The sequence below is a fragment of the Martelella alba genome (genome assembly GCF_006516955.1).
Lineage (GTDB): Bacteria > Pseudomonadota > Alphaproteobacteria > Rhizobiales > Rhizobiaceae > Martelella > Martelella alba.
In genome coordinates, this window is the sequence record NZ_VHLG01000019.1 from 34,593 (window position 1) to 49,156 (window position 14,564).

Below are 14,564 nucleotides of genomic sequence, written 5' to 3' on the forward strand. Positions count from 1 at the left end.
TCTCACCACTTTCCTACGATGAAGGCCATTTCGCTTGCTCGTCGTGCTTCAGCAAATCCCGCCGATTGATACCATCAAATTGCGCGTTCGTTTTAATCGGTCACACGACTATTCGGCATTTACAATTCGAGTCGCCCAATTCGGTAAGAGTCCCCCTTCCCGCCGTGGGTTTCTGCAAACAGACCAGAAAACAGGAAATTGAGGGCCGCCGGTTGCCGGGCGGACCTCGTAAGCGCGTAAGAACTCACTGCATTGCAACGTTTGTGGTAAACTTCTTTCCCTCGACATCGATCAGCGTCAGTATCAGGCTGTCGCTTGCAGTAGCCCCATCAGGCAGCGCAAAACTGAGCGTCGCCTGGCTGCCGAGCTGGCATCGGATGCCATAGGCGATCTGCGCGCAGCTGGACCAGGGCGCGAAGCGGTTGTCGGAGATGCTGACGATGTTCTTGTTGTCGAGATCGGCAGCATCGAGGTCAAAGACCGGTGCGCTCGCCCCATCCTTGGCCGAAAGCGTGGCACGAACGATATAGGCGCCCTGCGTATCCGGGCCCGCATCGGTGTAGAGCCGCGCCGAGACCGTGTTGCCCGAGATCAGGCCCTGCGACATCGAAACATGTGGTACGAGATTGTTGTAGCGCTTGCCGAGCGGGCTGTAGATCGCATTAAAAAAGAAGCCGTAAAAAAAGACTGTGAAAGCGAAAGCGACGAGCCCCAGGACACTGCTGATGGTGATCACGCGGCTGCGTGATAGCGGCAGCGGCCCGCTGGTCAGCCAGGCCAGCCATGGCGTTCGTGCCGTCCGGCCGGATTTCACGATCAGATTGTCGAGCGAATAAGGTCCGCTCCCGGTTACCAGTATGACGGCGGTCATGGCGAAGGAACATGCCGCCATCGTCCACTCGTCGAGGCAGGTGGTTCCCATCCAGCCGAAGATGATCATTAGCACAACCGAAAGTCCCATGCCGACAAGCGAGACGAAACGGGTCGCAAGCCCCAGCATCAGCCCAACACCGACCATCAACTCCACCAGACTGAAGCCGATCACCGAGATATGCAGCAAAAGTCCATGATCGAGCAGCCAGTGAAGAATATCACCGACGCCAAATGGCACGCCGGGCGCGGCATGAACGAGCTTGTTGGCGAGATAGCCGGGAGAATCCGGGTCGATCTTCTTCAGATCATAGATGAACCGGCGCGAGAAACCGCCCCAGTAGACCCATCCGATGACAAGGCGGTTTGCCAGTATGGCAGCACCGAGAAGCTGCCAAACCGACGGCGCGACCGCTTGCCCGTCTCCGGTTGATGTCGAAGCTTTCATAAGAGTTGTCCTTTTTTCGCGAGGAAGCGGAGCGCGGCAGCAGAGCAGACCTTCCTGCGGCGGCCGCAGGATATTTAATAGACAAAGTGCAAGGAATTTTGGTTGACCCACATCAAGAAGAAATAGATTAACCTACTGATTTAAAATATTTTTATTGCCAATATTTGACTTCACGAAAGCACGATGAAGCAAGCGGAAAATTGCCTTCCGGCAATTATCAGCGGAACACACTTTTAGCCGTCCGGAAGGTTTGGATTATGGTTTCATGCGCACATCCTTTGCGGTCAGCACCACAACTCTCATCCCGTCGGAGACACAGGCGTAAAGGTCCATCACATTACTCCACCCGGTCGCCGGCAGCCTGACGCTTGCGTGCCTCGGCAAGCGCGGCTGTGAAGCCCTGATAATCGAGTGTCGAAGTTCTGAATGGGCCGATCAGATAGGTCGGGGTCGATACGATGCCGAGGGCATCGGCTTGCCCCATCGTGCGCCCAAGTAGCGCTGCGATATCGCTCTTGTGCTGCTTGATGTCATCCTGGAGCCGGTCCATATCGATCGCGGTGGCACGCACCGCAGCCAGCATCTGATCCGCACTGACGCCATGACCGGGGATCGCCATCAGCGCGTTGTGAGCATCTAGATACTTGCCCTGATATTTGGCACCAAGAGCCAGTTGCGCGCCATAGACCGAAGCGTCGGTTAAAACTGGCCAGTCCTTGAAGACGAGGCGAACCCGGCCATCATCTTTGACGATGCGGGCAAGATCGGGCGCCGATTTCTTGCAATAGGGGCAATTGTAATCGAGGAAGGCGACGATGGTGACATCGCCATCGGGATTGCCGGTTTCCGGCGCATCGGGATCATGCAGCACGGCCTTTATGTCGACATTCTGCGCTTGGGCGACACCCGTCGAGATCAGCGCCATCGCCGCAGTCAACGTCAGGCCCAGAAAATCTCGTCGATCCATTGCAATCTCCCTATCGGTTATTGTTCAGACGCCGGCTTCGGCCAGTCGCTGCGAAAACGCGTTTGCCGACAGCGCGCCTGTAACGCGGCTGCCGGGGATTTCCTGCCCGTCGGCATCGATCAGGAACAGTGTCGGCGGGCCGATCACGGCAAAGCGCGACATCAGCTGGCGGCTGCCGGCATCCTGCCGCGTCACGTCGACGGCGATGACCGGCAGGCGGGCAAGGCGCCCCTGATATTCGGGTGTAGCCATCAGCCGTTCGTTGGATTTGCACACCGTGCACCAGTCGGCGGAAAAGGAGACGAGCGCGATTTTGCCGTCGAGCCCGCGCAGGGCGTGGTCGAACGCAACGCTGTCGCTTACCCGGACCTCATCGCGCTCGCTGGGTGTTTCAACGGCCACGCGCCCCGCCAGAGGTGCGAGCGGCCGCAGCGGATCTGTGCCACCGGCCGAGGCACCGACGATCATCACCACAGCCACCAGTGCCGAGAAGAGGCCAGCAGCTTTGCCGGCGCGTTTTCCGAAACCGCTCTCTCCATCGAGGCGATCGAAACCACCGAGAAACACGGACAAACCAAGGGCAAAGAGCCCCCACAGCGCGAGGCCCGTCGCCGCGGGAACGAGACGTGCGAGCAGCAGAATGGCAACGGCAAGGAAGACGACGCCAAAGCCGCGGCGCACCCGTTCGAGCCAGGGGCCCGAGCGCGGCAGCGCCCGAGCACCGAAGGTTCCGAATGCAATGAGTGGCAGCGCCATCCCGAACCCGAGGGCGAAGAGCGCTGCCCCGCCACGCACCGCCGCGCCGGTGCTGACCGCGTAGAGCATAGCGGCTGCGAGCGGCGGCGTGACACAGGGACCGACGATGAGCGCGGAGCCGAAACCGAGAATGGCCGCGCCTGTGAACGATCCGCTCGTCCTGCCCCGACCATGGAAACGGCGTGACAACGCATCCGGCATCCTGAGTTCGAAGAGCCCGAACATCGACAGGGCCAGAGCCACGAACACCAGGGAAGAAATGCCGAGCGCCATCGGCGACTGCAGCACGGCCTGAAGGTTGGAGCCGGACCAGCCAGCGACGAGGCCGATGAAACCATAGGCGGTCGCGATGGCGAGACCATAGGAGAGCGACAACGCGAAACTGCGACCGGTGGAAAGCGGTCCGCGCGCGCCGGCAAGCATTGCAGAGAGGATCGGTAACATCGGAAAGATGCACGGAGTGAAGGCCATCAGCAGGCCGAAGCCAAGGAAACCGGCCAGCATCAGCACGATATGGCTGGCAAGATAGGTCTCCGCAGAACCATCCACCTGGGTTTCCGCCACCGTTGCGACCCCGGGCACGGCCTTTACCGGTTCCGGCGCCCAATCAGTGAAGGTGTCCGATGACGTCCCAACAGAAGACGTTCCGGTAACATCGAGCGTCGCCAGATCGACCGTCTTTTCAACGGGCGGATAGCAGATCCCTTTTTCGGCACATCCCCGATAGGAAATGGAGAGCGTGCCATCGGCGGGAAGACCGGCTGCAACGGCCGAAACGTGGTTCTGATAGATCGCCACCCGGCCGAAATTCGGATCGTCCCTTTCCTTACCGGGCGGCAGTGCCAGGGCGATGGCACTGCCGTCAAGGCGCGCCGTCATCGCGTCGCGATAAAGATAAGTCCCCGGCGCAATTGTCCAGCCGAGCGCGAGCCCATCTTTTCCGTCGCGCGCGGCGGAAAGATGGAACACATCATCAGCCGGCAGCGGCATTTCAGCCCGTGCGGCAATCGCCGGAACTGTCAGAAAAACCAGTATCCAGATATAAGAGAACCGGAAAAATGCGGACATGGTTCGGTGAAACCTTCATTCGGTCTTGATGCCCGCAAAATCTTCCTCGAGCTTAAGGCAGTCTTAAGCTCGGCGGAAAACAACCCGGACATCCGTCAGAAGCCCGAGGAAAAGATGCGTCTGCTTGTTATTGAAGATGACCCGGTTCTTGCCGATGGCCTCAAGATCGGCCTCGGCCTTTCCGGCAGCACGGTTGATGCCGTTGCCAACCTGGCCGACGCGCGTCTGGCGGTCCGGGCAGCGGATTTCGACGCCATCGTACTGGATCTGATGTTGCCCGACGGCTCCGGCCTCGCGCTGCTGTCCGAACTGCGCCGGCATGGCAACGCGACGCCGGTGGTGATGCTGACCGCGCTGGACGAGACGGCCGACCGGATCCGCGGCCTCGATATTGGCGCTGATGACTATATCGGCAAGCCGTTCGATCTTGATGAGCTGGCGGCCCGGATCCGCGCTGTGACGCGGCGGCGGAATGGTCGCAGCGATACGCTTCTCGCCGCCGCAGGCATCAGGCTTGACCCCGCGACGATGATCGCCAGCACCGAGACCGGGGAATTCCCGCTTTCGCGACGCGAGTTCGCCGTGTTGCTCGCGCTGATGGAACGGCCGGGGGTGATCCGTTCGCGCGGCGAACTTGAGGATCGGCTTTATGGCTGGCAGGAGGATGTCGAAAGCAATGCCGTCGAGGTTCACATCCACAACCTGCGCGCCAAGATCGGCCGCGAGACGATCGAAACTGTCCGCGGCCTTGGCTATCGCATGAAGGTTTCATGATGCGCTCACTGCGTCGCCGTCTCTTCGTTTTGCTTGTCGTCGCCACAGGCGTGATCTGGCTAACCGCCTTCATCTGGATTTCGCTTTGGAGCCGCTCCGAAATTGAACATGTGCTCGATACGCGGCTCAGGGAAGCGGCGCGCATGGTGCATTCGCTGGTCGCCGGTGGCAATGTCACGGCAGCCGACGCTGCTGCCGGGGTCAAGACGGTCGACTATGAAAAGCAGCTCTCCTGTCAGATCTGGTCGCTCGACGGCCGTCTGGTCGCCCGCTCGAGCGGCGCACCGGATGCGAGCCTCGCCCTTGACACCGAAGGCTATGGCGAAAGGCAGGTCAACGGCGAGGCCTGGCGGGTCTACACCATCGTCGACGCGGAGAAAGGTGTCCGGGTAGTCGTCGGCGACCGGATCGGCCTCAGGAACCGGCTGGTCCGCGATCTCGTCGCCGGCCTTCTCGTTCCCGCGGCGCTGATCATGCCACTCTTTGCCGCGCTGATCTGGTTCGGCGTCGGCCGGGGTCTTGCCCCGCTCAGAATCCTTGCCCGCGAAATCGAGTTGCGCGATGGAGAGGACATGCGCTCCGTGTCCGTCGATAATGCGCCCGGCGAGGTCCGACCGCTGATCGCCGCGCTCAACAGCCTTTTCGGACGGGTGGACGCCTCCCGCCGCCACGAAAGAGAGTTGACTTCTTTTGCGGCGCACGAGCTGAAGACACCGCTTGCGGGCCTCAGGACCCAGGCCCAGATCGCGCTCGCCACCGAAGATGAGAGCATCAGGGCCCGGGCGCTTGGCCAGATCCTGCTCTCGGTCGACCGGACCAGCCGGCTCGTACGCCAGCTTCTCGCTCTTGCTCGCCTCGAAGCGGGGCGCGGCGCCGAACCTCTGGCAAAAATCGCTGTCGGCAGCGCCATTCGCGAGATGCTCACGCAGCTGCCCATGCGCTGCAACGCCGAGACGACCATCGATCCGGCACTGGATGGGCTTGTCCTGGCTGCCGACCCGGCGACGCTGGAGTTGATCCTCAGAAATCTTCAGGAAAACGCCTGCCAGCACACACCGCCAGGTCGCGTGGTCCGCTGGGTGAAGACGCAGGACGGCTTTGCGATTGAGGACGATGGCTGTGGCGTCGCTGACAGTGAGCTTCTGCTCCTCACGCGCCGGTTCTTTCGCGGAAGCAACAACAGCATAGCGGGAACGGGTCTTGGGCTCACCATCGTCGCCATGGCGGTCGGTCGCCTTCATGGCGACCTCGACCTTGGAAATCGACCTGAAGGCGGTTTCAGGGTCGGCATTGTCTTTGGCAAGAATAAACGCGCGTGAACACCTTCTTTTTTCGCTGAGCAAATATCTACGAAATTTAGGACAATTCAGCGCAGCCAAAAGACACCGAGAAAGATGGCTTCTTGACTTCTGCGATTGGTGTCGAAGGTAACTCCTTTTTAGATGGATTCCTGTCTTGTGGGGCAGCAGCAGACAATCAGACATTGCTGCAGGCCCTTGCGTAAAGCGCGCAGACTTAGAAATCCATGACGCTCAGCAACCGCATTCACTGTCGCGCCCGGCCGCAAGCTCTCAGACGTGATCTCGTCAGGCCAATGGCGATGGGCATTAGGCCGTCCACAGCGCATCGTGAGAACCTCCATTGTACTCTCCACGGAGAAACTCCCTTCCACTCAAATCATACGACCTCGATCAGAGATCAGGCAACGAAGGGAAAGGTCGTGAGCTTCGATGTGATGAGAACGCAAATCGCGGTCGATGGCGCAACGCCAAACCGCGTAGCCGCTGCACGGCATGTCATGCCATCCTCAACCGCATTGAGCAGTCGATCGCGAAGGTCTTTGGAAAGCGCTCTGACCGTACAGGCTGGCCTCCTGTCCCAGCCTGTATGTTGAATCAGGAACAAACTGATTTGGGAATCCGTAACGATTCCAAGCGCTGAGAAAATGCGCTAGGGTGATACACACCCTCAATGGACAGTCGATTGCATCGGGGCCAACCAATATGGTGAATTCATCAAGATCGCTTCCTCCGGAAGCAGACAGACGGAGCCCACTTGGCTGCACTCCGCCCCCGGCTTCTCCTTCGCACTGCAACGCCTCTCCGCGGCAACCTACCCGGGTCGTTGGCTTCAGAACGCCGGAGAGAAACCAAACTCTGAGTTCTCTTCTATCCGTGCACCATGCCAATGCTCAGGCCACCCCCGGACGATCGAACCGGTCGGATATGCCCGTCCCTGCCAATCCACCGTGGCGAGATAACCGCACCGTTTCCGGCGAAACACGCGAGCAAACCGAAACTCTATGGCGGCGCCCGAGCAGACCCTCCGACGCTGCCATCGGCGTTCAGAGTGGTACATCGCAAGGCACGGTTGAAAATATGGACGGACTATGGAATAGCAACCATAATTGCTATGCGTATGCGATGAAATGTCTATCTCCTCGCGGGTATGGCTGTAATGCCAGGCCGGGGAAATTTGCAGGACAACCTGTTGCGACAGGAAATTTTGCGGCGGGCGTTGTGAATGACGGCGCAGCGCAGAATATACATATCGAGATAGTCCGTTTTGGCGGATCCCCGATGCCTGTGCCCCCACGATTCACTGACGGTACATATCTTGTCGCATTGCTAGCGAATAACGTCGGCTATCATTTCCTGCGGCGCAATGAGGCAAGTGGCCTATGGTTCCACAAGAATGGAGCATCGGCTTCCCCCGAATCTTGGTTCGTTGATTTTAATAGCCAAAAAATACATCAATTGACCGATAACGTAGCAGGAAATCTTCTACAGCAGCCTGCACTCCTCGGATGTGCAATGCGCTTTCAGGCTTACTTAAAGGTTCCAGATCAGGGGGTTCAGGTGACAGGGTAGCTGCGGAGGCGGTATCTGTAAAAGTAATATGCTCATAAGGAATGGCAGTGAAACAAGTGGCTATCACTTCGTCCATTGGGGGATCCTGCCATGCCACGCCTGCCACAGTCATCCGCGGCCCGTCACGCGGTCTCGCCAACCTCTGATACGCTCAGCCGGGACGGTGTTTCACGGCGGGTGACGCGATCAGCGTCGCGGGCAGCCTCTGTCGTGTCGAAAGCCGCGTCTCCGGGCGCCGTTTCCATCTCATCACTGTTTGCCGGACATGATGAGGATGACCGGGCAAGCATGGCCTCGCGGGCGTCATCACGCTCACTGAATACCCCGGTTATCACCCGCGAGACGGCCGCGATCATGCCGCCGCCCGCGATGATCTTTGCCCCCGGGCCATCGCCTGCAGGGGCGCAAAAGCGCGCCCGGCCGCAGACGCCGGCATGTCCACCGCAGATGGCTTTTCCAATGCCCGCCCGGCCGCAGGCGCTTGCCGGACCGGCTCCCTCCCTTGCCGGACCGCAGCCCGCAGACGGTTTTGATACCGGCTGGCAGCGCTTCGGCGGCGAAACCGGCGATGAGGCCATGGATGTTCAGCATGTGCCGACCCCGCCGGATGGCAGCGGTGATCTCGCCGAGGCGCTGGGCCGGGCCATCACCGGGCTTCCCGACGGGACAGAGGGGGGCGACTGGCGGCTGCCGCCGGATCAGCCCGATGGCGTCTGGGCGGCGGCTGGCGGATATGGTGACGGGTTCGCCACCGATCCGGACTGGGTGACCGTTGAAGCGGGGCCGTCACGCAATGCGGATCACGATGCCGGCTTCAGCGCCATTGGCCTGTTGCCGCTGCCGGACGCAGGGCCGGACACGCAGGCAGGCAGCCGCCGCGCCTGCCTGCCTTCCAGCGACGGAGACGCGCGGGCCGCCAAGCGGGCACGGACGGCCTGGCAGATGGTAGATGATCCGGCGCTGGCGATGAAGCGCCTTGCGGACCTGCCCTTTAGCGTGCCTGCCGATTTTTTTGACAGGCAGACAGCAAAAAGCAGGGAGATCATCCGCAATCAGCTCAAGAGACTTGCCGGGGCGCTGGAGCCCGGAGCTGGCACGCCGCGTCTCGTCTCTCTTGGCCTGTTGCGGCCGCAGGAGGATAGCTCACTGGGCCTGACCATGGCCATGAGCGCCATCTGCAAAAGATCAGGGGCCTGCCTGACACTGCAGATGCTTGCAGGCAAGGGAATGGAAGAAGACGCGATCGCGGCGATGGATGCCCGGCTTGTCCGCCTGGGCCTCACCGGTCAGGACGGCCATGCCATGCCGGATCTGATCCGCATCGCCTGCGTCCATGGCGCCAGAAAGCTTCTGACGACGCTTCTGGAGCCTAAGAACGATGCCCGCCTCAAAGCACTTGGCCTGTTGGATAAGGACGGTAAGGCTCTGCCGAACCTGATCCGCATCGTCAGCACCGATGGCGCCAATCGGGTCTTGACCACACTTCTGAGCCAGAAGAATGTGCCTCGCCTCAAAGCACTTGGCCTGCTGGATGAGGACGGGAAGGCTGTGCCGGCACTGGTCAGCCTCGCCAGCAATATTGGCGCCAATCAGGTTCTGACCACGCTTCTGAACCCCAAGAACGATAAGCGCCTGACCGATCTTGGCTTGCTGGACCAGGAAGGCCGTGCCACGCCTGCACTTCTCCGTATCACCAACGTTGATGGCGCCAATCAGCTTCTGAAGACGCTTCTGGACCCGGAAAACGGGCACCGTCTCACCGAGCGTGGCCTGCTGGATCAGGAGGGGCATACCGCGCCGGCGTTGGCCCGCATCGCCAGACACCAAGGCGCAAACCAGGTTCTGGCGACGCTTCTGGAGCCTAAGAACGACAAGATCCTCACCGATCTTGGCCTGCTGGATCAGAAGGGCGGCGTGGCGCCGGCGCTGATCCGCATCGCCAGCACCGGCGGCGGCAATCAGGTTCTGACCACGCTGCTGGCTGAAAGGTATCGCAGACGTCTCACAGCACTTGGGCTGCTGGATAAAGGAGGCAAGGCTGTACCGGAATTTATCCGCATTGCCGGCGCCGGTGGCGTCAATCAGGTTCTGACCACGCTTCTGGACCCGGAAAACGATGAGCGTCTCGCAGCACTTGGCCTGCTGGATGAGGATGGCAAGGCTGTGCCGACGTTGATCCGCATCGCCAACACCGGCGGCGGTAATCAGGCTTTGACCACACTTCTGGACCCGGGGAACAGACCGCCTCTCACCGATCTTGGCCTGCTGGATGAGGATGGCAGGGCCGTACCGGCGCTCATCCGCATCGCCGACAATGAGGGTGCCAATCAGGTTCTGACCATGCTGATGGACAAAGACAACACTCAGCGCCTCACAACCCTTGGCTTTCTGCAGGACCGCAGATTGACCAAGGCAGGACTTATGATCGCAGGAAAGAGGGGAAGCGGCGTCATCCTGAAACAGCTTCTGGATCCGAAGAACGAACAGCGTCTGCGCGCCATGGGGCTGGTCGGAACGCAGGACAGTATCGCTACATGTCGGGCGAAGTTCTATCGAAAGCCCCGCACCAGTCTCTTTCTGCATCTTGTGCTGAGCGAGCGATTTTCCGGATCCTTGCGGCGACGGGGTTTCGAACATGGCGATGGAACCTGCAGCCAGGATTTGAATATGCTGAAAATGACGCGTGAGCCCGGTACCTGCCTTGCAATTCTCCTTGATCCGCGCAACGAGGACAAGCTGAAGCAGCACGGCTTTATCAATGCAAACGGCAGGATCACCGACAGGCTTTCCTTCAAATTCGGCGAAAACAGCGATCTGCATATAGAGCTTCAGGAAGTCTGCGGCATGAAAATGAGCAGTCCCTCCGACTGGCAGGAACTGCCCGCCCCATCGGCTGCCGGCGCTACCGGCACCTTCGAAATGGCGATCGTCGAGCCGGACGAGGATAGCAGCTTTGAAGCCGAAATCGCTGAACTTGAGGCGATCGTAAGTGGCCGGATCTGAAATGGTTCTGATGATTTGGCCGCGCTCGGCTGCTGCGCGCAACACTAACGATAGATAACAACATCGCATTTTCGAGGCAGCCCTTTAGGAGAAAGCGATTCCTCTATAATCTTTCGCCGTGTTGTCATGACAGCTTCCTGAGAAAGTGACGAGAAGCTCCTTATGGTCAATCAAATGGATAGCCCCGCCCCGCAGACTTCACACGCCGGCCGGCAGCCGGCCCCGACCCGGCCTGAGGAGGCGCCTTCACTGCGCAATGCCGCCACCGCACAGCGAAGGCAGACAATGCCAGCGGCGCCGACCCTTTCAAATCTTCTTGCAGACGGAGGCGTAGCCGGAACGTCAATGGCGGCCCGCCAGGCTGCAAGGGCCTCAGGGCACCGGCCCGGTTCGGGTGAGCACGAAGGGCCATCGGCCACCAAACAACCGCGTTATAGCATCGGCCATAAGGTGAACCCCATGGGGCATCACCGCGATGATTATTATATTCTGTCCGAAATGCGGCAGATGATCGATCATGCCGGGATCCAGGGCGATACGGCAAAACTGAAACGTCTGATTGACCAGATACGTCAGAACGTCAATGCCGACGGCGGCGCCGACACGATGTCCGACACAGAGCGCGTGGCGTTGCTCGGCAGAATCCGGCTGGACAATGTGGCCAATGCCGAACACCGGACTCATTTGCTGCGACAGATGGTCAATATTCTTCAAACGACGATAAGGGACAGTCAATTGCCCTATGTCTCGAGCCTAGGTAATTTTGACCCGAGGACAAAGGGCCTGCTATTCTGGACCTTGCAGGCGATTTCAGAACAGCCACAGCCGGCGCGGCGCGCGTTGCTCGAGAGTGTTGCGCAGTTTATCGAGCGTAATCCAGGCTGCCGGGACAGCCTTGATTTGCAGCAGTTTGCTGCGCTCCGAAAGGCGGAAACGGACAGCCTGTCCGAGCCGGGCAGGCTGGAGGGAACCCGCCGTGATTTCAACTTCCTCATCCGCAATCCTGCGACCAGGCGCTGCCCGGAGAATGCGGATCTCGTCCGCGAAATCATGATAGAGCAATTGCCTGATGCCATTCGAGCCAGCCGCATACAGGCGTTGACGCGCTTTACCGAGGCGATCGGCAGTCTGCCTGCGGGGGGAGAACAACAACAGACCTTTGAAGACCTGGCTGGTGCCTTCCTTCAGGTGCATTTTCCGCAGCCTGCCGGCGGGGCTTCGCTGACCCGGATGCAGCGCGACAGTCTCGCCGCGCTGTGCGACGCTGTAAATCAGTATCGACCGGAAAGCCGGCGTCAGGCGGTCACGATTTTGCAGAGGCGAATTGACGAGGCACTGCCGCCCACGGCCCCGCTGCGGGCGCAGGTGTTGGAGCAGATCCGCTCATTTCTGGGGGATGAGGCCGGTTTCCCGCATGAAAACACGCCTGTAACGGGCGGCGGCGAACCAGCAGGACGTCCCGCCAGCCGGCCTGTCGCCGTTGTTGCGCGGAGCCTCCTTCGTGAAGACGGGGTACGGGAACTGCACGAAGACATGCGGAATATTCAGCAATATTGCCGCGACAAAGAGGTTGGGCAGCTGAAGCAGACAATTTCAGCGCTCGGACGGCAGGACATCGGTGCGGCTCGAGGGTCATGGCCGCATGAAATGCAGCTAGCCAGAGTGCTGGAAGCCGTTGACCTTGAAGCGTTTGCCCCCAAGGCAAGAAAAGAAATCTTCAGCATGATGATCACGGCAGCCAAGTCGGTCGCCAAAACGCATCGTTATGCCAATCCTGGTACCAGTGAGCTCTTGTCCTGCCTGTCGGCAAAGCTGGATCTGTTCCCACCAGCCGCTGCCGCAAAGTTTGCAGAGCAGCTCTATACCGCTTTCGCGGAAGGCCTCAGATCCCATCAAGTGAGCGGCCAGTCGTCAGTGTCTCTGCAAGCCGCGGCCATCAATCTGCTGCAACGCGACCCGGGCCCCGATCCGGCTGCGGCACTTTTGAACCAATACCGGCTCGTGGGCATTTTCGACAATATCCTCAATCCGGCAGCGGAGCGGAATGAAGCGGCCTCGCACGAGATCGCATTGCAGCGGGTCAGAACGGCGAGGGCCGCTCTGCCGGCCTTGCTTCAGGCGCGTTGCGCGACGGCAGACGTCAAATTGAGCATCGAACTGCTGCGTTACATCGCGAAGACCTGCCCGCCGGACGATGCCAAGCCATTGTGTGATGCGGTGCTGGACCAGCTATTCAACACGTCTGGCACTGAACCGGATCAGCCTGGCGCCTCGCAAGCCTCAGCAAATGACGTAGACTTGCAACGAAACTCACTCCTTCTGCTCCAGGCGCTGTTGCGCAAACCACCATCCACTGAAATCAAGGAGCAGGTTGCCAGACGTGTCGATGGGCTGAACCGCCAGTGTCCGCAAAGCGATAGCCGGTACCAGAAGAGCTTGCATCAACTGCTGAGCCAGATTTAAGCCAATACGGCGTGATGAGGAGAGGCGGTACTGTCAACGACGGCGTGAAAACCAGCCACGGGGCAGAGCAAAAGTCGGCCACATTGGATTCCGGCTTACCCATCGCAGCTTGAGCAAGGCACAGTTTTGCAGGCGTCATCTTGCGTGTTAAAGACCCGACTTCTTACGTATAGGATACTCTTCCAAACCCAAAGCGGTTCAGACCTCAACGGATGTCGTCAGGGTCTTTCACTGACCTTGATCAGGCATGCCGCAAGCCTTTCCGGGTTGGGCGCAAAACCGTGGCCGGGGCGGTCCGGTGCTTTTGCTTCTCCGGGGCCGCTCAAGTGGATCGGGGGCTCGGCCATATCCTTTGCGTAGAGCCGGCCTTCCGGAAAGATGTCGGCGGCATAGGCTAGGCTCGGCAGTGTCGCCAGTGCCATGGAGACACCCTGGCCGACGCAGGACTCCAGCATGCCGCCGATCCAACAGGGGACGTCGCGTCCAATACAAAGTGCGTAAATTGCAAGAGCATTGGTCAGACCGCCCACGCGACCGTGCTTGATGTTGATCCAGCGTGCCGCACCGCAGTCGATTGCCTGGCGGGCGCGGTGGAGCGAAGTGATGCTTTCATCAAGGCAGATCGGCGTTTCAAGTTGCGCCTGCAGCCATGCGTGGTCGAGAAGATCGTCGCTCGAAAGCGGCTGTTCGATCATCGCCAGGTCAAGCGTATCGAGTTCGCGGAAAAGCGGCAGGTCATCGCGGGAAAAACCGCTGTTGCAGTCGATATGCAGCACCGCCTCCGGAAAAGCCTCGCGCACGCTACGGACCATTCCGGCGCCGCTATCCGGCCGGAACTTCATCTTGATGCGGGAAAATCCGGCATCCACCGATTTCTGCACATCGGACAGAAGCTTTTCCATGCTGTCCTGTACGGGAATATCCGCGCCCACTTTCACCGTTGCACTCTTGCCGCCGATCATCTGCCAAAGCGGCATGTTGCGGCTCTTGGCGAGAAGGTCCCAGAAGGCAGTGTCGATTGCGGCCTTGGCAAACTGGTTACCCTTGAACCGCGAGAGCATGCGTTGAAGCGTTTCGGCATCCTCGATATCCTGACCCTCGAGGAGTGGCTTGAAGATGTCGCAGATGAGATAAAACAGCCCGCTTGCCCATTCAGCACAGAATTCCGGTGCGGCATAAGGGGCGGCTTCGCCCCAGCCGACAAGATCGCCGCTTTGAATGCGCACCAATACACTGTCGATTGCCGTTTCCTGGCTGAACGATGTTTTCCACGGCGCGATCAAGGGCATGGCCACATGAAAAACGTCTATTTTGTCGATGCGCAATGACACACCCTCCTGCATTC

Annotated in this window: 9 protein-coding genes; 4 read left to right on the forward strand and 5 right to left on the reverse strand. The window is 59.8% G+C overall.

Annotated features, from left to right (window positions below):
- Positions 1–244 precede the first annotated feature (244 nt).
- The 3 genes from FJU08_RS20640 to dsbD form a co-directional block, all read right to left on the reverse strand.
- Positions 245–1,318, reverse strand: coding sequence for a TQO small subunit DoxD (locus FJU08_RS20640; RefSeq protein WP_141150946.1), 1,074 nt, complete (start codon positions 1,316–1,318; stop codon positions 245–247).
- A 337-nt stretch (positions 1,319–1,655) separates the two neighbouring features.
- Complete coding sequence (locus FJU08_RS20645) at positions 1,656–2,285, reverse strand: DsbA family protein (RefSeq protein WP_141150947.1); 630 nt, start codon at positions 2,283–2,285, stop codon at positions 1,656–1,658.
- Between the two features lie 24 nt (positions 2,286–2,309).
- The gene (gene dsbD / locus FJU08_RS20650; protein WP_141150948.1) at positions 2,310–4,109 is read right to left on the reverse strand and encodes a protein-disulfide reductase DsbD; all 1,800 of its coding nucleotides are present in this window, start codon (positions 4,107–4,109) and stop codon (positions 2,310–2,312) included.
- A 114-nt stretch (positions 4,110–4,223) separates the two neighbouring features.
- Here dsbD and FJU08_RS20655 point away from each other — a divergent pair, with 114 nt between their 5' ends.
- Positions 4,224–4,883, forward strand: a complete 660-nt coding sequence (locus tag FJU08_RS20655) for a response regulator (protein ID WP_141150980.1) — start codon at positions 4,224–4,226, stop codon at positions 4,881–4,883.
- Positions 4,880–6,202: an ATP-binding protein gene (locus FJU08_RS20660; RefSeq protein ID WP_235890884.1), complete on the forward strand. Its 1,323-nt coding sequence runs from the start codon at positions 4,880–4,882 to the stop codon at positions 6,200–6,202. Before FJU08_RS20655 ends, FJU08_RS20660 begins: the two co-directional genes overlap by 4 nt.
- Positions 6,203–7,616: 1,414 nt before the next feature.
- Here the strand turns inward: FJU08_RS20660 and FJU08_RS20670 are convergent.
- Entirely contained in the window at positions 7,617–7,829 is a 213-nt protein-coding gene (locus FJU08_RS20670; RefSeq protein WP_141150950.1) for a hypothetical protein, read from the reverse strand.
- Between the two features lie 14 nt (positions 7,830–7,843).
- On the opposite strand from FJU08_RS20670, the gene FJU08_RS20675 reads away from it, so the two are divergent.
- Both FJU08_RS20675 and FJU08_RS20680 read left to right on the forward strand, forming a co-directional pair.
- Positions 7,844–10,756 carry a hypothetical protein gene (locus FJU08_RS20675; RefSeq protein WP_141150951.1) on the forward strand — a complete coding sequence of 971 codons (2,913 nt, stop codon included), beginning with the start codon at positions 7,844–7,846 and terminating at the stop codon, positions 10,754–10,756.
- Positions 10,757–11,215: 459 nt separating this feature from the next.
- Complete coding sequence (locus tag FJU08_RS20680; protein WP_181409963.1) at positions 11,216–13,219, forward strand: hypothetical protein; 2,004 nt, start codon at positions 11,216–11,218, stop codon at positions 13,217–13,219.
- 218 nt (positions 13,220–13,437) lie between these two features.
- On the opposite strand, the gene menC is transcribed toward FJU08_RS20680, so the two are convergent.
- On the reverse strand, positions 13,438–14,544 hold the full coding sequence (gene menC, locus FJU08_RS20690; protein ID WP_181409964.1) for an o-succinylbenzoate synthase: 1,107 nt from the start codon (positions 14,542–14,544) through the stop codon (positions 13,438–13,440).
- Between the last annotated feature and the right edge of the window lie 20 nt (positions 14,545–14,564).